This is a genomic window from Mycobacterium stomatepiae (genome assembly GCF_010731715.1).
Lineage (GTDB): Bacteria > Actinomycetota > Actinomycetes > Mycobacteriales > Mycobacteriaceae > Mycobacterium > Mycobacterium stomatepiae.
Genome location: NZ_AP022587.1, coordinates 267201 through 287322, shown reverse-complemented (window position 1 = coordinate 287322; position 20122 = coordinate 267201). Strand labels below are relative to the sequence as shown.

General features: G+C 65.4%; 19 protein-coding genes and 1 pseudogene. 14 read left to right on the top strand and 6 right to left on the bottom strand.

The window, feature by feature from the left end; genetic code table 11:
* Positions 1 to 7: 7 nt before the first annotated feature.
* Positions 8 to 1376, bottom strand: a pseudogene (locus G6N54_RS30955) (FAD-containing oxidoreductase).
* The gene (locus G6N54_RS01455; RefSeq protein WP_163788281.1) at positions 1373 to 1885 is read right to left on the bottom strand and encodes a DUF4126 domain-containing protein; all 513 of its coding nucleotides are present in this window, start codon (positions 1883 to 1885) and stop codon (positions 1373 to 1375) included. The pseudogene G6N54_RS30955 and the gene G6N54_RS01455 overlap by 4 nt, the downstream one beginning before the upstream one ends.
* A gap of 309 nt (positions 1886 to 2194) precedes the next feature.
* On the opposite strand from G6N54_RS01455, the gene G6N54_RS01450 reads away from it, so the two are divergent.
* A complete protein-coding gene (locus G6N54_RS01450) occupies positions 2195 to 2794 on the top strand; it encodes a TetR/AcrR family transcriptional regulator (RefSeq protein WP_163788279.1) in 600 nt (199 codons plus the stop codon).
* Positions 2795 to 2821: 27 nt separating this feature from the next.
* Here the strand turns inward: G6N54_RS01450 and hisG are convergent, their stop codons facing one another.
* Together hisG and G6N54_RS01440 are read right to left on the bottom strand one after the other, a co-directional pair.
* Positions 2822 to 3679: an ATP phosphoribosyltransferase gene (hisG, locus tag G6N54_RS01445; RefSeq protein ID WP_163794400.1), complete on the bottom strand. Its 858-nt coding sequence runs from the start codon at positions 3677 to 3679 to the stop codon at positions 2822 to 2824.
* Between the two features lie 2 nt (positions 3680 to 3681).
* Positions 3682 to 3963 carry a phosphoribosyl-ATP diphosphatase gene (locus G6N54_RS01440; RefSeq protein WP_163788277.1) on the bottom strand — a complete coding sequence of 94 codons (282 nt, stop codon included), beginning with the start codon at positions 3961 to 3963 and terminating at the stop codon, positions 3682 to 3684.
* 139 nt (positions 3964 to 4102) lie between these two features.
* Between G6N54_RS01440 and G6N54_RS01435 the strand changes: the two genes are divergently transcribed.
* A complete protein-coding gene (locus tag G6N54_RS01435) occupies positions 4103 to 5536 on the top strand; it encodes a PPE domain-containing protein (RefSeq protein WP_163788275.1) in 1434 nt (477 codons plus the stop codon).
* Here G6N54_RS01435 and G6N54_RS01430 read toward each other — a convergent pair.
* Positions 5533 to 6132: a TetR family transcriptional regulator gene (locus tag G6N54_RS01430; protein ID WP_163788273.1), complete on the bottom strand. Its 600-nt coding sequence runs from the start codon at positions 6130 to 6132 to the stop codon at positions 5533 to 5535. The genes G6N54_RS01435 and G6N54_RS01430 overlap by 4 nt on opposite strands.
* Positions 6133 to 6403: 271 nt before the next feature.
* Between G6N54_RS01430 and G6N54_RS01425 the strand changes: the two genes are divergently transcribed.
* From G6N54_RS01425 to malQ, 12 genes are all read left to right on the top strand, one after another.
* Positions 6404 to 7243 (top strand): MlaE family ABC transporter permease, encoded by an 840-nt coding sequence (locus G6N54_RS01425; protein WP_163788271.1) that lies wholly within the window; start codon positions 6404 to 6406, stop codon positions 7241 to 7243.
* Between the two features lies 1 nt (position 7244).
* On the top strand, positions 7245 to 8108 hold the full coding sequence (locus G6N54_RS01420) for an ABC transporter permease (protein ID WP_163788270.1): 864 nt from the start codon (positions 7245 to 7247) through the stop codon (positions 8106 to 8108).
* Positions 8108 to 9676 (top strand): MlaD family protein, encoded by a 1569-nt coding sequence (locus G6N54_RS01415; protein WP_163788268.1) that lies wholly within the window; start codon positions 8108 to 8110, stop codon positions 9674 to 9676. The genes G6N54_RS01420 and G6N54_RS01415 overlap by 1 nt, the downstream gene beginning before the upstream one ends.
* The gene (locus tag G6N54_RS01410) at positions 9673 to 10728 is read left to right on the top strand and encodes an MlaD family protein (protein WP_163788265.1); all 1056 of its coding nucleotides are present in this window, start codon (positions 9673 to 9675) and stop codon (positions 10726 to 10728) included. Before G6N54_RS01415 ends, G6N54_RS01410 begins: the two co-directional genes overlap by 4 nt.
* A 13-nt stretch (positions 10729 to 10741) precedes the next feature.
* Positions 10742 to 11761: an MlaD family protein gene (locus G6N54_RS01405; protein WP_163794398.1), complete on the top strand. Its 1020-nt coding sequence runs from the start codon at positions 10742 to 10744 to the stop codon at positions 11759 to 11761.
* Positions 11758 to 12879, top strand: a complete 1122-nt coding sequence (locus G6N54_RS01400) for an MCE family protein (protein WP_163788263.1) — start codon at positions 11758 to 11760, stop codon at positions 12877 to 12879. Before G6N54_RS01405 ends, G6N54_RS01400 begins: the two co-directional genes overlap by 4 nt.
* Positions 12876 to 14075: an MCE family protein gene (locus G6N54_RS01395; protein WP_163788261.1), complete on the top strand. Its 1200-nt coding sequence runs from the start codon at positions 12876 to 12878 to the stop codon at positions 14073 to 14075. The genes G6N54_RS01400 and G6N54_RS01395 overlap by 4 nt, the downstream gene beginning before the upstream one ends.
* Positions 14072 to 15322: an MlaD family protein gene (locus tag G6N54_RS01390; protein ID WP_163788259.1), complete on the top strand. Its 1251-nt coding sequence runs from the start codon at positions 14072 to 14074 to the stop codon at positions 15320 to 15322. Before G6N54_RS01395 ends, G6N54_RS01390 begins: the two co-directional genes overlap by 4 nt.
* Before the next feature lie 26 nt (positions 15323 to 15348).
* Positions 15349 to 16080, top strand: a complete 732-nt coding sequence (locus tag G6N54_RS01385; RefSeq protein ID WP_372513273.1) for a DUF3329 domain-containing protein — start codon at positions 15349 to 15351, stop codon at positions 16078 to 16080.
* Positions 16077 to 16844, top strand: coding sequence for a mannan-binding family protein (locus tag G6N54_RS01380; RefSeq protein ID WP_163788257.1), 768 nt, complete (start codon positions 16077 to 16079; stop codon positions 16842 to 16844). The genes G6N54_RS01385 and G6N54_RS01380 overlap by 4 nt, the downstream gene beginning before the upstream one ends.
* Before the next feature lie 61 nt (positions 16845 to 16905).
* A complete protein-coding gene (locus tag G6N54_RS01375; protein ID WP_163788254.1) occupies positions 16906 to 17805 on the top strand; it encodes a class I SAM-dependent methyltransferase in 900 nt (299 codons plus the stop codon).
* Positions 17806 to 17843: 38 nt separating this feature from the next.
* Complete coding sequence (malQ, locus tag G6N54_RS01370) at positions 17844 to 19835, top strand: 4-alpha-glucanotransferase (RefSeq protein WP_232073207.1); 1992 nt, start codon at positions 17844 to 17846, stop codon at positions 19833 to 19835.
* A 2-nt stretch (positions 19836 to 19837) separates the two neighbouring features.
* On the opposite strand, the gene G6N54_RS01365 is transcribed toward malQ, so the two are convergent.
* A complete protein-coding gene (locus G6N54_RS01365; RefSeq protein WP_163788252.1) occupies positions 19838 to 20095 on the bottom strand; it encodes a hypothetical protein in 258 nt (85 codons plus the stop codon).
* Positions 20096 to 20122 lie beyond the last annotated feature (27 nt).

Genomic DNA, 20122 nt, shown 5'->3' with positions numbered 1-20122 from the left:
CCGCGGGTTAGTCCAGCGGTGACATCTCCTGCAGGATCGTCGGAATCAGCTCGCTGACGGTCGGATGGATGTGCATCGTGCGCGACAGCGTGGTGTACGGCACCTTGGCCGACATGATGTCCAGGATGGCGTGAATCGCCTCGTCGCCGCCGACCCCGAGGATCGTCGCTCCGAGGATCTGCTCAGTTTCGGCGTCGACGACGACCTCCATAAAGCCTTGCGTCTCACCCTTTTCCACGGCTCTGCCGACTCTGGTCATCGGCCGCCTGCCCAGCAGCGCCTTGCGGCCCGACGCGCGGACCTCACCAACGGTCATCCCGGCGCGGCCGAGCGGCGGATCGATGTACAGCGCGTAGGTGGTGATGCGGTCGCTGACCCGGCGCGGATCGTCATCGAGCAGGTTGGCGGCGACGATCTCGAAATCGTTGTAGGACGTGTGGGTGAACGCACCCTTGCCGTTGCAATCGCCCATCGCCCAGATGTGATCGACGTTGGTCTTGAGCGCATCGTCGACGACGATGTAGCCGCGCGCATCGGTCCGCACACCGGCCGCCTCAAGACCCAAGTCGTCGGTGTTGGGCCGACGCCCCACCGCCAGCAGCAGATGACTACCCGCTATCGGGTCGGCGCCGGCGCGTGGGGTGAGTTCGAATCCGTTGTCGCTCTTGGCGACCCGCACATCGTCGGCGTTGAGGACGATCTTGATGCCTTCGGCCCCAGGATCGCCTTGATGGTGGCCGAGACGTCCTCGTCTTCCCGGGAGGCCAGCCGCGGGCCCCGCTCCACCACGGTGACCGCCGCCCCGAACCGCCGGAACATCTGGCAAACTCCAACGCGATGTAGCTGCCACCGATGATTACGAGATGCGTTGGCAGCGTGTCGAGTTCAAGGATGGACACGTTGGTCAAGTAGTCGACCCCGTCCAGGCCCGGGATGTCGGGCACGATCGCTCGGCCACCGACATTGAGGTAGATCCGGTCGCCGTGTAGCTCCTCGTCGCCGACGCGCAGGGTGTGCGGATCGGTGAATTGCGCGTGGCCACGAAAAACGGTGCAGCCCTCCATGCCGTCCAGCCAGTCCTCGACACCCTTGCGGTCGGCCAGCACGATGCCGTCCTTGCGTGCCTTGACTTTCGCCATGTCCACGCTGATCCACCCGGTCGCGACACCGTACTCGGAGCTACGACGGGCCAGGTGCGCGACGTGCGCGCTGGCGACCAGCGTCTTGCTCGGGATGCACCCGTTGTTGACGCAGGTACCCCCGATCAGCTTGCGCTCGACGATCGCGACGCGCTGTCCGGCGGCCGTCAGCCGACCTGCGAGCGGTGGCCCGGCCTGACCCGCACCGACGATGATCGCGTCGAAATGCGTCGTCACTTAACGGCCGTGACCAGGTAGTCCGCCAGCACGTGACTCGTCAGCGCTCCGATGGCGAACCCGCCGAGGATCGCGACCGCATCCTCGAGCAGCGCGATCGGTAGGTCCCGCCCACCGCTTACCGCTACCAGCCGCTTGCGCGCCTGGTAGCCGCCCAGGGTGCCGAGCACCGCGCCGACGACACCAGCCCCGAGCGCGGAAAAGGTCCAGTGCGGCCATGCGCCGAGCGCCGCGCCCGCAAGCCCGCCCATCACGAGCCGGGCAGCGAATACCGGCGGTGCCGTGCGCGGTGGCGTCTTGGGCAGCTTGTCGTTCACCAATTCGCCGACCGCGAGAACGCTGAACACGATGACGGTGATGATGTTCCCCAGCCATGATGCCCACGTACCGTGCAAGTCGATCCAGCCGAGGTACGCCGCCCACGCGACCACCGCGGGAGCCGTCAGCGAACGCAACCCGGCGACGACGCCAATCAGTAAGGCCAACAAAAGAATTAGGAAATGTGTCACGGGAACCTCCTGAGGAGATGGGACCGGACCACCAACTTTGGTCCGCGGGGGGTAAGAGTCATCAAATCGGTGGGCGCGGTGCCAGCCTAGCTAGCTAGCAGTGGCCCAATGCAGTGGTTCAGGTGGATCTCTCGGCGAAGTGCCAGTTTAGGAGCATGCGAGATTACTGACGAGTCCGTTGATCTACTCCTTTCCGTTGATGCGGATCCCACGAGGTCGACTCAACACAGAGCCGCGATCCGGGGCTAGATTAGCAATCATGTCTACAACTGTAGACCAAGCCGACCACCATTGTCTACACTCGTAGATATGGTGCATCCGAAGAAACAGTCCGCGACCCGTCGGCCGCGTAACGCGGCCAAAACCCGCGCCGACATCCTGGCCTCCGCGCTGCAGGCCTTCGCACGGCACGGCTATGACGGTGTCGGGGTCCGCGACATCGCCCGGGACGCCGGGGTGACCGCCATGCTGATCAACCGCTACTTCGGATCCAAGGAACAGCTCTTCGCCGAGGTGGTCGAGGCGGCGTTTGCGCCCCCGGCGTTCTTCGGCGGTGACCCGGAAGCAATGGCACGCGACGCCGCCCACAACCTCGTCGGACTCAGCGCACCCGACGCCGAGCAACTGGGCAGGTTCCCGATCATGTTGCGATCGGTGCCCAACCCCCGCGCCGCCCAGATCGTGCGCGACGCTCTCACCCGTCACGTGGGACGACGGCTCGCCACCCAGCTACCCGAACCGGACCAGCAACTCCGCGCAGAGTTGATACTGTCCGTCATCGCCGGGGTGTGGTTGATGCGAAGCGTCATCCAGACGCCCGCGCTCACCGAAGCCGCCGCGGAACGCTTGACCGACGCGGTGTCTGCAATCATTCAGACCGTCGTCGACACGCCCCTGGACCACGGCTGAGGCTGTCGGCAGTAGGTCACCGCGCGATCAGAAGCGACAGAACCTGATATCCGAAGCCAGAATCGCTTTGGCTCCGATGGCCGCGAGTGAGTCCATGATCTCGTTGACGCCGCGACGCGGGACCAGCGCGCGGATCGCGACCCAGTCCGGGTCGGCGAGCGGGGCGATGGTCGGCGACTCCAGCCCCGGCGTGATCGCCGTCGCCTGGTCCAGCACCGAGCGCGGGCAGTCGTAGTCCAGCATCAGACACTGCTGGCCGAACACCACACCCTGAATCCGGGCAACCAGCTGATCGCGCGGGGCTCGCGCCGCGTCCTCGCCGCCGTGGTCGGCGCGTTCGATCAGCACCGCCTCCGAATCACACAGTGGCTCACCGAAGGCCACCAGATCGTGCAGACTCAGGGTGCGACCGGATCCCACCACGTCGGCAATCGCGTCGGCCACCCCGAGTTGCACCGAGATCTCCACGGCACCGTCGAGCCTGATAACGGTCGCTTCGATTCCCCTGTCCGCCAAATCTTTTCGCACCAAATTCGGGTAGGCGGTGGCGATCCGCTTGCCGGCCAGATCGGCCGTCGTCCAGTCAAGCCCGGCCGGCCCCGCGTACCGGAAGCTGGACGACCCGAAACCCAGCGCCAGGCATTCACGCACCGGGGCGTCCGAATCGAGCACCAGGTCTCGTCCGGTGATGCCGAAATCGAGCTGTCCCGAACCGACATAAATGGCAATGTCTTTGGGCCGCAGGAAAAAGAATTCGACGTGGTTGGCCCGGTCGATGACGGTGAGGTCTTTGGTATCGGTGCGCCGCCGGTAGCCCGCCTCCGAAAGGATCTCGCTGGCCGGCTCGCTCAGCGTGCCCTTGTTGGGAACCGCGACTCGCAACATGCTCACAGCTTCCGGTATACGTCGTCGAGGGAGAGCCCGCGCGCGATCATCAGCACCTGCGCCCAGTACAACAACTGACTGATCTCCTCGGCCAACGCGTCATTGGGTTCGTGTTCGGCGGCCAGCCACACCTCGCCGGCCTCCTCCAGGATCTTCTTGCCCAGCCCATGAATCCCGCCGTCGAGGGCGGCGACCGTGGCACTGCCGGCCGGTCGGGTGCGAGCACGATCGCCAAGCTCGGCGAACAGCTCCTCGAATGTCTTCACGGCCAGCGATTGTTTCACGAGTCCACCAGCAAAGTCACGGCGGTTTCGCCGGAGCCCGGGCATGGTTGCCCACGCACCCGACATGGATAAATTAGGCCAGCCTTGCCTATCATATAGATTCCCCTCTTTCGTATACATCTGCCTAAGGAAGCAATTCATGACCTATCCGATTTGGGCCGCGTTTCCTCCCGAGATCCACTCGGCCTTGCTGTCGGCCGGTACGGGACCGGGCCCGCTTCTGGCCGCGGCCGAAGCGTGGCGGGCCCTGGCAACGCAATACGGCGACACGGCGGCCGAGCTCACCGGGATCCTCGCCGCGACGCAGGCCGACGACTGGGACGGTCCGGCCGCCGAGCAGTTCGTCGCGGCGCACCAGCCTTATCTGCTCTGGCTCAGTGACGCCGGCGCGGTTGCTACCGCGGCCACGATCGGGCACGAATCCGCGGCCGCCGCATACGAGTCGGCCCTATGTGCCATGCCGACGCCAACAGAGCTCGCGGGGAACCACGCACTGCACGCCGCCCTGTTGGCCACCAACTTCTTCGGCATCAACACAATCCCGATCGCACTCAACGAGGCCGACTACACCCGAATGTGGGTTCAGGCGGCAACCGTCATGAGCGTCTACCAAGCGGTGGCGCAGGAGAACCTGTCGGCAGTCCCCACTACGTCGGCCGCGCCCCGAATCATCACGACCCGCGCCACCGTCGCGGCAGCGACCGGCCATCGCAAGTTTCCTGACATAGTCAAAATGCTCATCCGGGCGCTGCAGAATCTGCTGAACTACCTGGCCAAGCTGGTCACCAACGTCTTGCCCGAACCGTTCCGTTCACTCATCAGGCACGCGCTGGATTGGGTGATCGCGATCGTGTCCAGCCAGATGTTCTCGATTCTGGCGCACGCGATATTGGATCCATTGATCTATTTCGGGCCGTTCACGCCGCTGCTGAGCGTTTTAGCGCCCATCGGGCTAATCGGACTCCTCGGCATGGCGGGCCTGGACAACCCGGGGCCGCACGACGCCGAATCCCACCCGTCCCCGCCGCGCGACCATGCACGGCGCTCGCCGGCCGCGACCGCGGCGATGCCGGTCAATGGCGGCCCCGTGGCGTCGCACGCCACGGCCCCGGGCAGCCCGACGAGCCCCACCGCAACTGCCGCCTCCGCGGGCCCGGCCGCCGGGGCGGCTCATGCCCTCTACGCCGTCGGGGCCAATCCCGACGGCGAGGGGTTCACCCTGACGTCCGGCGCCAAAGCCTCCGGGGATGCCACCGCGGCGGTGCCTGGTGGCGCCGCCCTTGCCCGCGGAGCCGAGGCCGGAGCAACACGACGGGCCGGACTGCGCCAGCACGGCCGCAAGTATCAGTTCGCATATCTGGACCAGGATCTCGACCTGGCGCTGCCGGACCACTTGTCCCTACCTGAGCACGTCGCGGCTGCCAGCGCAGGTGCGGGGTCACTCGGTTTCGCTGGAAGCATCCCGAAAACGACTGCCGCACAAGCCCGAGGACTCCGCACCGGTGGTGAGTTCGACGGCGCGTCGCCCGAGCCGATGCTGCCGCGCACGTGGGAGGCCGGCGAGAACCCTTAATCGAATCCGGTGAGCGCCATGCGCAGCGCCTCTTCGAGCTGAACGTGAAACTCCGGACCGTCGACGGGTTGAGCGAGCCAGCGATCGATGACGAATTTCGCCGTGGCCAAACTGGTGTGCACCAACAACGCGGGCCGGATGTCTGCCGCTGCGTCGACGCCCATGCGGGAGGCCACCTGCGCGACGAATTGGCGACGTTCGGTCTCGGTGACCAGAACCGATTGGCTCAACAGTCGCGGAGCAGTGGCCACGGCCTGGCGCCAGGTGTCGAGCTTCTGGACTTCGGTGACCTCTTTGGCGCGCGCGACGAATATCCGGATCAACGCCTCGACCGGTGACTCGTCCGGTGGTCTCGCGCTGTAGGACTCGACGATCTCGGCGCTGGCCTCCCGGACAAGACCGACCAGCAGGGTCTCCTTGGTGGGTGCGTACCGGAAATAGGTGCTGATCGACACGCCGGCCGCCGCGGCGATCTCTTCGGTCGTCACCGCGTCGAAGCCGCGTTCGGCGAAAAGCCGCTGGGCGGTCTGCCGGATCTGCGAAACTAGCTCAGCACGACGGCGGTCTCGCAACGAGCCAGTGTTTGCTGAGGGCATGCCTTCACCTTCGTCAATCTGACACTTCAGCCCGTTGGTGCCGCTCATCGGCGATCCAGATGAGTGACTCTACACTATTGATAGTCCCTATCAACTAGGCTAATGTGACTCAGCACACGCCTATGAGCTGCGAAGTTACGGAACCCAATAAGGCTATTTTAGTGAAGTTGGGCTTCACGAGCTCCGGCCCCTCCGCTCGGCGGTTCGGACGTAACTGGCTCGCAATGACGGGTGCCCTGAGTTTGCTAGACATACGACAAATAGCCGCGCGATGACGACGCGAGAAGACGGCGTCATCGCCATCCAGAACTGGTCTGTCGGATACGTCAAACGCCATCCGCTTGCCTCGCTGACGACCGTCGGCGAACAGTTCGTCCTCGGTGTGCGCACCATTCAGTATTTCTTTTTCGACCTGGTGACCGGCCGATTCCAATGGCACGAATTTGTTCGCCAGGGCGCATTTATGGCCGGTACCGCGGTGCTGCCGACGATTCTGGTGTCACTGCCGATCGGCGTCACGTTGTCCATCCAGTTCGCCTTGCTCGCCGGGCAGGTGGGCGCCACCTCGTTGGCCGGCGCGGCCAGTGGACTCGCGGTCATTCGGCAGGGTGCGTCCCTGGTCGCCGCCGTTCTGATGGCCTCGGCAGTCGGATCGGCGATCACCGCCGATCTGGGTTCGCGAACCATGCGCGAAGAAACCGACGCGATGGAGGTGATGGGCGTATCGGTGATCCGCCGGCTGGTGGTGCCGCGGTTCGCCGCGGCGATCATGATCGGCGTCGCGCTCACCGGTGTGGTGTGCTTCGTCGGATTCTTCGCCAGCTACATGTTCAACGTGTACTTCCAGGACGGGGCGCCCGGCAGCTTCGTCTCGACGTTCGCGTCGTTCGCGACGACCGACGACATGATCTTGGCGTTGGTGAAGGCGGTCATCTTCGGTGCCATCGTGGCCGTCGTGTCGGCGCAGAAGGGCCTGTCCACCGTCGGTGGCCCGACCGGCGTCGCGAACTCGGTGAACGCGGCCGTCGTCGAGGCGATCCTGCTGCTGATGATCGTCAACGTCGCGATCAGCCAGCTATACATCATGTTGGTGCCCAGGACGGGTCTGTGACATGACGGTTTCCGCCTACCGGCCGTTCGCGCCGATCACCGTCCCGGTTGTCCGGCTCTATCGCCGGGGCACGGTCCCGATCCTTCGGCTCGGCCACCTGCTGGTCTTTTTCATCCGGGCACTAGTCGCGGTGCCACTCGCGTTGCGCCAGTATCGGGGCGAGTTCCTGCGGCTGTTGTCGAACATCACCTGGGGCAACGGCTCCATCGTGGTGGGTGGCGGAACCGCCGGCGTGGCCGTGGTTCTCGGTATGACGGTGGGCGCGCTAGTCGGCATCGAGGGCTACAACTTCCTGGACCTGCTGGGCCTTGGGCCGGCCACCGGTTTCGTCTCCTCATTGGTCAACACCCGGGAGTTGGCACCGCTGATGGCGTCGCTGGCCTTCGCCATGCAGGGTGGCTGCCGCTTCACCGCCCAGCTGGGGTCGATGCGGATCGCCGAGGAGATCGACGCGCTGGAATCGATCGCGATCCGCCCGATTCCATACCTGGTGACCACGCGGCTGATCGCGTCGGTGGCGGCGATCGTCCCGCTGTATGTGGTCTGCCTGGCGATCGGCTATCTGACCACACAGCTCGTGGTGGGGTTCAGCAGCGGCGGTTCGACCGGCTCCTATCTGCACTACTTCACGTTGATGCTGGCGGGCCAAGACATCGTCTACTCGCTGATCAAGGCCGTCGTCTTCGTGTGGATAGCCTCCACGATTCAGTGCTACTTCGGCTATTACGCGACCGGCGGGCCGGAGGGTGTCGGGGTGGCCGCCGGGCACGGCATGCGGGCCAGCATCACCGTCGTGATCATCGTGAACATGTTGCTCACCATGGCGTTGTGGGGGGTAGACGCCGGCGCCAGGTTCGGTGGTTGATGCCGAATTCCTTTGAGCTGGATGGGCGCGGGCCCTCGGACCGGCAGCTGCTTGCCACCGGTGTGGCGGTGGTGGTGGTCGCGGCCCTGCTGACCGTCGCCATGTTGCTGAAGTCCACCGGCCGGCTCAACGACTACGTTCGCGTGGTCGCCGATCTGGTCAACGTCGGTGACGGGCTGCCGCAGAAGTCCGACGTCAAGTATCACGGCGTGCTCGTCGGGATGGTCGACGATGTGATTCCGGCGTCCCACGGAAAACCCAACTACGTCCACATCGATCTCAAACCCGAGTTCGCCAAGTCGATTCCGGCCGGAGTGACCGCTCGTGTGGTTCCCAGCAATGTCTTCGCGGTGTCGTCGGTGCAGCTGGTCGGCTCCCCGAAGCAGGAGGGTCCGGGCGGGGCGATCCGCCCAGGCGCGCACATCCCCGAAGACACCCGGCTTCCGACCGTGCTGTTTCAGACCACCATCAGCAAGTTGCGCGACCTGCTGGCTGCCGCCGGCCGCGGCCGTGACGACAGGTCAATCGGGATTCTGGCCGCGCTGGGTGCGGCCACCGATCACCGCCGCGTCTCCCTGCTTAATGCCGGTGCGCAGTTGAATCGCCTTCTCGACCAACTCAATTCGATTGTCAGTACCGACACGGGACCGTCGACCGTGTCCGCGCTCGTCGACGCGGCCAGTGGACTCGCACAGACGGCACCCGATCTTCTGGACTCGTTGCACCAGGCCGTCGAGCCGATGCAGACCTTCGCCGAGACGCGCGGGCAGTTGGCCGCGCTGCTCTCCGGCGCCGAGAACACGGTCGGTACGACGCGCGAGTCGTTCGGTAACCACATCGACCAATTGATCCGGATCACCTCCGATTTCACACCGGTGCTGGGTGTGCTGGCGATGAAGTCGAACAACTTCGTGCCCGCGGTCACCAAGTTGGACAACCTGGCCAACAGGTTCATGGAAGAGGTCTGGCGGCCGGGCGCAGATGTCGGCAATATGCGCGCGATATTGACGTTCACCCCGTCGTCCACCTACACCCGCGCGGACTGTCCCCATTACGGAGAACTCAAGGGCCCCAGCTGCTTTACCGCGCCACAGTATCCGGTGCGGCCGGATATGCCGGAAGTGCTGCTGCCGCAGAACTACCACCCGCCCAAGGATCTGGCGCCGCCGCCGGGCACCGTCATCGGTCCGGACGGAAACCTCGTCGCGGTCGGGCCGCCGCTGATCAACCCGAGCCCCAACCTGACCGATCCCAATCCCCCACTGCCGTCCTGGCTTCCGCCGTCGCCGCCGGTCCCGGGCAGCGCCAACCCGGACAACCCGTCGCCCGGGGCTCCCGCGACGCCGTCACCGAGCGCACCATGGGTCCCGCCGGTCGCGCCGCAGGCTCCGTGGATACCGCAATCGTCCTTCGGCGGCAACGTCGGACCCGTCGGCAGCCAGTACGAGCGAAACATGCTGAGCGTGATCACCGGCCATACCGCCACGACGGCTACCGAGCTACTGCTGGGACCGGTGGCTCGCGGATCCACCGTCTCGCTCAAACCCGCACCAGGAGAACCGAAATGAAGTTTCGGGCCCCACTGATCGGCCTCACGCTGTTCATGGTCGTAGCGGTAACGCTCACCTGGCTGGTATACGTGAGCCTGCGGCGCGACGTTGCCGGCGACACGGCCAAGTACTCGGCGCTGTTCACCGACGTCTACGGGCTGCGCGAGGGCGACGACGTCCGGATGGCCGGGGTGCGGGTGGGCCGGGTGGAAAGTGTCGACCTCGACGGGAAACTCGCCCGAGTCGCATTCGTCGTGCAGACCGATCAGCACCTATACGGCAACACCGTTGCGTCCGTCACCTATCAAAACATCGTCGGACAGCGTTACCTCGGGCTGTCGTTAGGACCGGAGGGCAATCGAAGCCCCCTGCCGCCGGGCAGTGTGCTGCCGCTGGAACGCACCGAGCCCTCCTTTGACGTCACCGCGCTGCTCAACGGCTACGAGCCGCTGTTCAGTCTGCTGAACCCGCAGGATGCCGACAACCTCACCAAGGGCATCATCGCGTCGCTGCAGGGCGATACCTCGTCGCTGACGACGCTGATCAGCCAAACATCAACTCTCACCGAAACTTTCGCCGGAAGAGACCAGGCCCTGGGCGATGTGATCACCAACCTGAACAAGGTGGTCGGCAACCTTGCGCAGCAGAACGACAATTTCGACGGCGTCATCACCCAAACGCGCGAGGTGGTCGACCAACTCGACCGGCGGCGTCCGGAACTGGTCGCCTCGGTGGGCTCGCTGTCCCGGGTGATGGGCCGGCTTTCCGCCTCGGCCAACGACGTATACCCGGCACTGCGCGAATTCATCGACCGCAAACCCGGTGTGGCCAGGCACCTGATGGACGTCGAGCCACAGGTGGCGTTCTTCGGCGACAACATCCCGCTGCTACTGAAAGGGCTTGTCCGAGTGGGCAACCAGGGCGCTTACGGCAACGCCTACGTGTGCGACGTCAACTTCATGGGATTCTTCCCCGGCCTCAACGACGTCGTGCCCATCATCGTCGCCGCCGCCACCCCGGGAAACAAGATGTGGCACACACCGAGATGCAGGAGTACCGCCGGTGGTTGATACATGGCAGCGCATCAAGCAGCGTCCGCTGGAGAGCTACAACAAGACGTGGCTGGGGTTCATCGCCGTCGCGGTGGTGGCGGTGCTGATCGGGGCGATGCTGGCAGTGCACGCGGTCGGCGCCGGGTACCGGCACTACACCGCGGAGTTTCTGCAGGCGGCCTCACTGCGGGCCGGCAACCCCATCGTCGTCGCCGGTATCCCGGTGGGCGAAGTGACCAGCATGAAGCTCGACGGCGATCATGTCGAGGCCGGCCTGAAGATCCGCGACGACATCGTGCTGGGCAGGGATTCGCGAGCAACCATCAAGGTCACCACCATCCTGGGTTCGCGTTACCTCTCCGTGCAGCCCAACGGCCCGAACACGCTGCCCCACAACACCTTTGATCTGGCACACACCGAGGTCCCTTACGACCTGCAATCCGCATTGCGGGATGCCACCACGACGTTCGAGCAGGTCGATTCCGACCGGTTCGCTCAGTCCCTTTCGGTGCTGGGCAAGCAGCTCGAGGGCCTGCCCGCGGTGGTGCCGCAGGCCATGAAGAACATTCATTCGCTGTCGTCCATCATCTCGGTGCGACGCGACCAGCTGGGCCAGCTGCTACTCAGCACCGAACGGGTGACCAACACGTTGCGGCGCCAGCAGGCCGGCATCGGTAATCTGATCAACCAGGGACAGGACCTGCTGGGCCAATTCGTCGCGCTGCGAGCCGTTTTCCACGCGATGATGCAGTCGCTGACCAACCTCGTCGACACGATGAGCCAGATCGTGGTCAACGACCGGTCGGGTCTTGACTCGCTGATCGCGGACATGCGCGACTTCACCGGTTTGATGGCCCAGCACGACGACCTGCTGGCCAACCTGCTGCAAATCAGCCCGATCTTCTTCCGCGAGGCGGCCAACCTCACCGGCGAGGGCAACGCGCTGAACTTCAACGCCAACAACGTCCCACTCGTCGACTCGTGGATGTGCGCGATCAGCGGGCGTGCCAAGCAGTTCGGCATGATTCAGTACTTCAAGGACTGCAAGTGACGGCGTCGAAGCGCAGGTCCAAGGCCGTGGCGATCGGCGCCGCCGTGGTGGTGTTGGCCGCGGCCGTCGGCATCGGCTGGTGGGTTCTCGCACCCGATCAGGACACCATCACGGTGACGGCCCAATTCGACAGCGCCTCGGGACTTTACGAAGGCAATGTGGTCGCGGTGCTGGGAATGCCGGTGGGCAAGATCACCAAGATCAACGCAAAAGGCGGCTACGTCGAAGTCGAATTCACCGTCGACCGCCACGTCAAGGTTCCCGCCACCGCGCAGGCCGTAACGGTGTCCACCTCGATCCTCACCGACCGGCAGATCGAGCTCACGCCGCCGTATCGCGGTGGGCCGGTGTTGGCCAACCACGACACCATCGGCTTGACCCGGACCAAGACGCCCATCGAATTCAGCCGGGTGCTCACCGTGCTGGACAAGGTGACCAAGTCGCTCGAGGGCGACGGCCATGGCGACGGGCCCGTCGCCGACGTCCTCAACAACGGGACGAAGGTTGTCGAAGGCAATGGCGGGCAGATCAAATCGGCGCTCGATGAGCTGTCCAAGGCGCTGCGGCTGTCCAGCGACGGCGGCGCGACGACCCGCGAACAGATCACCACGATCGTCAAGAACATCAGCACGCTGTTCGACGCGGTGGCCGCCAACGACGGCAAGCTGCGCGAATTCGCCTCCACCATCCACCAGGTCAGCCAGATCATGGCCGACGAGGACATCGGGACCGGCAGCACCGGAAGAAGATTCGACCAGTTGATTCAACGGGCCGGCGACCTGCTCGACGCCAACCGGGACACCTTCAAGCGGGCTCTGCTCAACGGGAAGTCCACGCTGAAGACGGTGACCGACCAGCGGCGCGACGTCGCCGAACTCCTCGATGTGGCACCGATGCTGGCCGACAACGCCTACAACATGATCGACCGGGCCAACGGTGCCGTGCGCGCCCGATTCCTCACCGACCGATTGGTCTTCGACAGTCAATACACCAAAGAGATTTGCAACCTGATGGGCCTTCGCCAACTCGGCTGCAGCACCGGCACAATCCAGGACTTCGGGCCGGATTTCGGGCTGACCTATGTGCTGGACGGCATGGCCGCGATGGGGCAGAAATGACGGCCATCCGGGCGGGCCTGGCCGTCGCGGCCGCGGTGCTGATCACCTCGGGGTGCGGCACGAATGGTCTTGCCAGCCTGCCCCTTCCGGCTCCCGGGCTGGGGTCCGGTGGCTACACCTTGACCGCGGTATTCTCCAGCGCGCTCAACCTTCCGATGAACGCCAAGGTGAAACTCGCCGGCGCCGACGTCGGGCAGGTCGAAGCGATGGTCGCGCGCAACTACACCGCGGTCACCACGCTACGGATCCGAGACGGCGTGCGGCTGCCGCGCGGCAGTACCGCCGAATTGCGCACCGCCACCCCACTGGGCGACGTATTCGTGGCGCTGAAGCCACCCGCCGACGATCCCGCCGACGATCCGATGCTGCGAGGCGGCGACACCATCGGTCTGGATTCGACCGCGGCCGCCGCGACGGTCGAGTCGGTGCTGAGCTCGGCGGCGATCCTGGTGAATGGCGGAGCGGTGCGCAACTTCACCAACATCATCAACGGCTTCGGCAAAGCCACCGGTGACCAGGGCCAGGCGTTCGGCGAGCTGATCCGCAAGTCCAACCAGCTGGTCGGCACGCTCGGCGCCAGGTCCGACCAGATTTCCTCCGCCCTGACCCAATTGTCAAGGCTCGCCGACCAACTCGATGCCAAAGACGCGGCCATCAGCGAACTGATGACCGCGGCGCGCCCCGCTACCGCGACCCTGGCCGACAACACCGCCGAGCTGTCCAACCTGGCCGTGCAGGTGGGTGACACCTCACGGTTGCTGGCCAGGTTCCCCTCCATCGGCGGTACCGACACCAGCGGCCGCAGCATCATCCGCGACCTCAACACCATCGCCGGGGCCGCCAATGACGTTGCGGTAAGCCCGGATACCAGCTTCTACGCCATCAACAAGCTGATTCCCCCGTTGGTCAAATCGACGTCGGGAGGCGCGATTTCGGTGCACGTGGGGGTCGACAAGCTGATCCTGGGATCGCTCCCAGACATCGGATACCCCGGCGACATCGGGCTGCACGGGCCGGACCACTACAACATGAACCTGCTTGTCGGGACGCTGAAGTACACCCTGTGGCGTCTGCAGGAACGCGTGGTCGGACGGGGCCCGAACTCGCCGCAGGTGCCAGTGATGCCCGACCCGAACATCCCCGGCCAAATCGACATCGCCCCGGCACCGGGGCCGCCGCCGGGACCACCGCCGTGATCGCTCAAGCCGCCAACGTCGTGGTCCGGGCGGTGCGGGCCGCTCACCGCCAACAGGTCTGGCTGTCGGTGGCCGGATTGGTGCTGACCCTGGTGGTCGGAACCGCTTACCTGCTGATCGGCGCGCTGCGGGTCACCCCGTTTGCGTCGTCCTATCGGGTCACCGTGCAGTTGCCGGAATCCGGTGGCCTGCTGCCCAATCAGGACGTCGCGTTGCGCGGTGTGCGGATCGGCCGGGTCGAGTCGTTGCAGATCACCGACAGCGGGGTCAACGCCATCGCCAGCATCACCTCGAAGGTGCGGATCCCGACCAACAGCGTCGTGCACGTGTCGGCGCTGTCACCGGCCGGCGAGCAGTACATCGACTTCCAAGCCGAATCCGACGCCGGGCCGTATCTGCACGACGGCAGCCTCATCACGCTGGCCCACACCAGCGTTCCGGTGAGCTTGGCGCGGTTGCTCGGCGATGCCGACGGCATGCTGGCCCAGGTCGACCCGCGCAAGGTGGCGCTGATCAAGAAGGAACTGAGCCTGAGCAAGGAGGGCCCGGCGAAGCTGTCGGCCATCGTCGACGGCGGGACCTTCCTGCTGTCGACGCTGGATTCGGTGCTGCCGCAGACGACCAGCATCATCAAGACCAGCCGGGTGGTGCTCACCCTGGCGAGCGATAAGAACGCCGGCTTGGCGGCCACCGCAACCGAACTCAACCGCACGCTGTCCGGGGTCGCCAGGATGCAGGCGGGGTATCGGAGGCTGACCGCGCAGACGCCGCGCACGTTGTCGGCGGTCGATAATTTGTTCTCCGACAATTCCGAGACGATGGTGCAGCTACTGGGCAGCATGGCCACCATGTCGCAGCTGCTCTACCAGCGGGTCCCGGCGCTCAACGCGCTGTTCCCCGACTACCGCGGCTCGGTCCTGGACGCGGTGTCCAGCTCCTTCCACGACCACGGGGTCTGGGCGATCGCCGACCTGTACCCCCGCTATGTGTGCGACTACGGCACACCCGCGCATCCGCCGTCGGCCGCGGATTACTACGAGCCGTTCATGTACACCTATTGCCGCGACACCGACCCCGCCGTGTCGATCCGCGGGGCCAAGAACGCGCCGCGTCCGGGCGGCGACGACACGGCCGGCCCGCCGATGGGAGCCGACCTTGGCCGTCGAACCGATCCAACACCCAAGGGCCGCTTCACGATTCCCACGCCCTACGGCGGACCCCCGCTGCCGATCGAACCGCCGCATTAGGACCAACCTAAGCTCTGATAGAGGAGTTGATTGTGACCGCCACATCCGAGAAAGTTGCCGAGGCCGAAATGCCCGAAGCGCCAGGCGCAGCCGCCGAGCCCAAAGACGTCGAGGACACCGAAGACGACGCCAAAGAAGACGTTGACGTCACGGACGAGGACGCCGAAGCCGAAGCCGAGCCTGAAGACAAAGCGACCGACGAGGACGACGACGAGGATATTCCGTTCGGGCGTAAGGCCAAGAAGCAGAAGGGCGACAAGACGCCGCTGCGCGAGCGGCCCTGGGGTCGGTATCTGCGCCGCGGCGTGCTGCCGGTGTTACTGATTGCCTCGCTTGCGGTGAACGGCTTCCTTGGCTGGAAGCTGTGGCAGGAGCACCAGGTGAAGGAGGCGGGCCAGCAGGCTCAACAGGCCGCGATCGCCTACGCGCAGGTGCTGACGAGCATCGACTCCACCAAGGTCGACGAGAACTTCCGGGCTGTGCTCGACGGTGCGACCGGCGAATTCAAGGACATGTACACCCAATCCAGCGTGCAACTTCGGCAGCTGCTGATCGACAACAAGGCGTCCGCCCATGGGGTAGTGGTGGACTCGGCGATTCAATCCGAGTCCACGAATAAGGTTGTGGTGCTTGTCTTTATCGACCAGACCGTGGCCAATTCGCAGTCGCCCGACCCGCGCATCGACCGCAGCCGGATCAAGATGACGATGGAGAAAGTCGACGGCCGCTGGCGGGCGAGCAAGGTGCAGCTGCTGTGATCGGAAGACTCCTTGCGACGCTGGTAATGGCTTTGGCCGCAACGATGCCGGGCGCGGGGATCGCGCGAGCGTCGGCGCCGTCGTTCTGCGGCGAGCTCGGCGGCGACTGGGACGGCCAGTACTGCCACACCGCCGTGACGTCGGAACGCAACGCCGTGCGCGACATCAAGGTCGCGGTGCCCGGTGAGCTGATCGACAACCCCACCACGAGCGGCGTGGTGCGCGACTACCTGCACACCCTGGTCGACAACTGGCGTAATGCCAACGCGCACATGGCCGCGGACAGCTATGGCGAGGAGAACTACCAGATCTTCCAGCACGGCAACCTGCTCAGCGCGGTGTTCCACGAGGACTATCACGCCGACGGGCCCACGCCCAACAACGCCTACCGCACCTTCACGTTCGACATGGCCGGCGGCAGACGGCTGCAGCTCTCGGATGTGACGACGTCGAATCCGTTGACCGCCATTCCGCCGCTGGCGCAGCCCTTCATCGAGACCGCGCTAAACCAGGCGCCACCGCCACACGACCCGGGGACCTACCCGTTCATCGTCGACCGCTGGACGCCCGACAAGGTTTACTCCGGCGCGTACAAGGCGTGGGCGCTGACTCCCGACGAATTGATCCTCTACATGCCGGACTATCCCGTCGGCCACGACGAGCCGATCAACTTCTCGCCGGGCCTGCCGCAGTGGTACATGGACGGTGGCAGCGTGCAGGCGCACATTCCGCTCTCGGCGCTGGGCCCGATCCTGCGCATCTAGCGGCCCGCTGCGTACAGTGAAGGTGATTAAGTCACCTAACTAATGCGGAGATGGGGAAGCCATGGCGCGCACCGAGAATGACAGCTGGGATTTGGCGTCCAGCGTGGGAGCGACGGCGACCGCGGTCGCGGCCCAGCGCGCGATGGCGTCGCAAGGACCGGAGCCGCTGCTGAACGACCCCTGGGCCGATCCCCTGGTGCGCGCGGTGGGCAGCGATACCTTCGTCAAGCTGATCGACGGAAAGCTCGGCGACACAAACGATCCCGTGATGAACCGCAAAGCCGTGCTCGAGCAGATCACCGTGCGCACCCGGTACTTCGACGACTTCTTCACCCAAGCCACGGACGCGGGCATCCGGCAGGCCGTGATTCTGGCGTCCGGTCTGGACACCCGGGCGTACCGGCTGCCATGGCCGGCCGACACCGTGGTCTACGAGATCGACCAGCCCGAGGTGATCGAATTCAAGACCCGCACGCTGGCCGACCTGGGCGCAAAGCCGCCCGCGCAACGTCGCACCGTCGCGATCGACCTGCGCGAAGATTGGCCCGCCGCACTTGTCGGCTCGGGGTTCGATCCCTCGAAGCCGACCGCGTGGAGCGCCGAAGGCCTGCTGGTCTACCTGCCACCGGAGGCGCAGGACCGATTGTTCGACAACGTCGTCATGCTCTCGGCGCCGGGCAGCCGGATCGCTTGCGAGCACATGGACTTTCGCAGCATTCCGGCGGATTGGGCGGAGAAGCTCACCGAGCGGTCGCGGCGCATCGGCTCCAAGATCAATCTGGCCGAACTGTTCTACACCGGGGATCGCAACAGCGCCGGCGAGTACCTCAGCGAGCGCGGTTGGCGGGTGGACATTCTGACAACTAAACAAGCGTTCTCCGCCAACGGTTTTCAGCTTCCTCAAGACGAGCTGGCCTCGTTCGGCGGGTCCTCCGGTTATCTGTCGGCCGTGCTGGGCTGAACCACCTGGGACGCCCGCACTGTGTAAGCGGAGCCAGCGTGGGTACACCCCCGGTCGTGTACCCGATTCCCGACGATCTGTGCCGACTCGCCAAAGCCCATGGGCTGGCGACCTTTTACCGCAATGAGCGGCGTGAGCCGGTTGAGGTCGATGCCGACGTGGTGGTCAAAGTGCTTGCCCTGCTGGAAGTGGAAGCTGCCACCGACGCTGACCGGCGTCACGAATTGGACAAACTCGCCGAGCACGAAAGGGCCTTGGCGCCGACGGTCGCCATCCGCGTGGACGGTCGCCCTCGTCCCTTTCCCGGCGCGGTGAACTTGGTCGGCGAAGACGGAGCAGAACGCGAGCTACGCAACGAATTGCCCGCAGATCTGTCACCCGGCTGGTACCAACTGCACACCCACGACGGCAAGCAGGCCACCCTGGTCGCGGCCCCACCCCGGGTGCCCCAGACCCCGACCACCTGGGGATGGATGCTGCAGCTCTATGCGCTGCGCTCCCAGAGATCGTGGGGCATCGGGGATTTAGGGGACTTGCGCGAGTTCATCGACTGGACCGCCGCCGAGCACCGGGCGGGCGCAGTCCTGCTCAACCCGCTGAATGCACCCGGACCGACGCACCCGGTGCAGCCGTCGCCGTACACACCGTCCAGCAGACGATTCGCCAACCCTCTGGCGCTGCGCATCGTGGATCTTGACGCTTACCTTCGGGCTGATCCGCAGACCCGTGCGGAAGTGGATGCGCTCCGCGTTGCTCCCGATACCGAGCGGGTCGACCATGACCTGGTCTGGGCGGCCAAGCGCGCGGCGCTGGAATTACTCTGGCGCAGCGAAAGCCGGCCGAGCCCGCTGGAGGAATCACCCTCGGCAACCGGGTTGCGGGATTGGGCCACGTATTGCGCGCTGGCTGAACGGCACGGCGGGCGCTGGTCGAAGTGGCCCGAGGCGTTACGAGATGTCAACGGGCCAGCAGTCGTCGCGGCGCGCCAGGAGCTGGCGCCACGAATCGCGTTTCACGCGTGGGTGCAAGCGCAGTGCGCGCAGCAACTCGCCGCGGTGCGCGGCACCGCGCGCAACGCCGGGATGGCACTCGGGGTTCTGCACGACCTGCCGGTAGGCGTCGATTCCGATGGCGCCGACTCGTGGGCGCTGGCGCACGTACTGGCGGCGGGAGTACACGTGGGCGCTCCTCCCGACAACTTCACCCCGCGAGGCCAGGATTGGGGACTACCGCCGTGGCGGCCGGACCGGCTCGCGGTCACCGGATACGCTGCGCTGCGAGACATGTTGCGCGCCATACTTATTCATGCTGACGGCTTGCGAATCGACCATGTCGCGGGTTTGTGGCGGCTGTGGTGGATCCCTCCGGGCGATACCCCCGACCGCGGTACCTACGTGCACTACGACGCGGAAGTGATGCTTGCGGTGCTCGCGCTGGAAGCACACCGGGCTGGCGCGATCGTCGTCGGCGAGGACTTGGGCACTGTAGAGCCAGAAGTCACCGAGGCGCTGAGCGACAACGGCATGCTGGGTTGCGCGGTGTCCTGGTTTACCCGTGACGAGTCCATCCCCGAACAACCGCTGCTGCCCGCATCGAAGTGGCCGACGCAGGCGGCCGCTAGCCTGTCGACACACGACCTGCCCACGGCGGCGGGTTTCTTTCGTGCTGAGCATGTTCGGGTTCGTGCGGATCTCGGCCTGCTCGTGGAAGTGCCGGCTGAGCAAGCCTCGGCCGCTAAAGAAAAAGCAGAGTGGCTCGACCTACTGCGATCCGAAGGGCTACTGCCCGCCGATCCGAACGAGACGGCAATTATCTCGGCAATGCATCGCTACCTGGCGGCGACCCCGAGCCGGCTCAAACTGATCTCGCCGTATGACGTCGTGGCCGAACCGCGACAACCCAACCTGCCCGGCACCATCGACGAGTATCCGAACTGGCGGTTGCCGCTGCCGCAGACGCTCGAACAACTGCGAGACGATCCGCGAGTCGCTGAGATCACGGCCATTTTCCGGGCAGACGCTCGCGGCTGAACTCAGTTGGCCTGCCGGCGACGCAGGTCGATCGAGATCACGTCGGCAACGTGCTGATCGGTCGCCGCGCTGATCACGCTGCTGCTGCGCCGCACGCTTCCCGCCAATTCGGTATAGTCCCAGGCTAAGTCGCTGACTTCGCGCTTGGTCCGGTCAAGCGCGGTGCCCAGCTCCGCCGCGATGCGCCGGACATGCAGTACCGTGACGTCGACGGCTTCCGCAGCGATAACGGCGACGCGATTCAACTCTTGCTCCAGCATGAACATCCCTCCCCCGAATGTTCCCTT

What these genes read in the sequence shown, in the direction of transcription:
- G6N54_RS01420 (WP_163788270.1), top strand. Translation starts at nt 7,245, where the DNA reads ATGACGGTTTCCGCCTACCGGCCGTTCGCGCCGATCACCGTCCCGGTT.
- G6N54_RS01450 (WP_163788279.1), top strand. Translation starts at nt 2,195, where the DNA reads ATGGTGCATCCGAAGAAACAGTCCGCGACCCGTCGGCCGCGTAACGCG.
- G6N54_RS01430 (WP_163788273.1), bottom strand. Translation starts at nt 6,132, where the DNA reads ATGCCCTCAGCAAACACTGGCTCGTTGCGAGACCGCCGTCGTGCTGAG.
- G6N54_RS01425 (WP_163788271.1), top strand. Translation starts at nt 6,404, where the DNA reads ATGACGACGCGAGAAGACGGCGTCATCGCCATCCAGAACTGGTCTGTC.
- G6N54_RS01395 (WP_163788261.1), top strand. Translation starts at nt 12,876, where the DNA reads ATGACGGCCATCCGGGCGGGCCTGGCCGTCGCGGCCGCGGTGCTGATC.
- G6N54_RS01375 (WP_163788254.1), top strand. Translation starts at nt 16,906, where the DNA reads ATGGCGCGCACCGAGAATGACAGCTGGGATTTGGCGTCCAGCGTGGGA.
- G6N54_RS01415 (WP_163788268.1), top strand. Translation starts at nt 8,108, where the DNA reads ATGCCGAATTCCTTTGAGCTGGATGGGCGCGGGCCCTCGGACCGGCAG.
- G6N54_RS01435 (WP_163788275.1), top strand. Translation starts at nt 4,103, where the DNA reads ATGACCTATCCGATTTGGGCCGCGTTTCCTCCCGAGATCCACTCGGCC.
- G6N54_RS01365 (WP_163788252.1), bottom strand. Translation starts at nt 20,095, where the DNA reads ATGCTGGAGCAAGAGTTGAATCGCGTCGCCGTTATCGCTGCGGAAGCC.
- hisG (WP_163794400.1), bottom strand. Translation starts at nt 3,679, where the DNA reads ATGTTGCGAGTCGCGGTTCCCAACAAGGGCACGCTGAGCGAGCCGGCC.
- G6N54_RS01410 (WP_163788265.1), top strand. Translation starts at nt 9,673, where the DNA reads ATGAAGTTTCGGGCCCCACTGATCGGCCTCACGCTGTTCATGGTCGTA.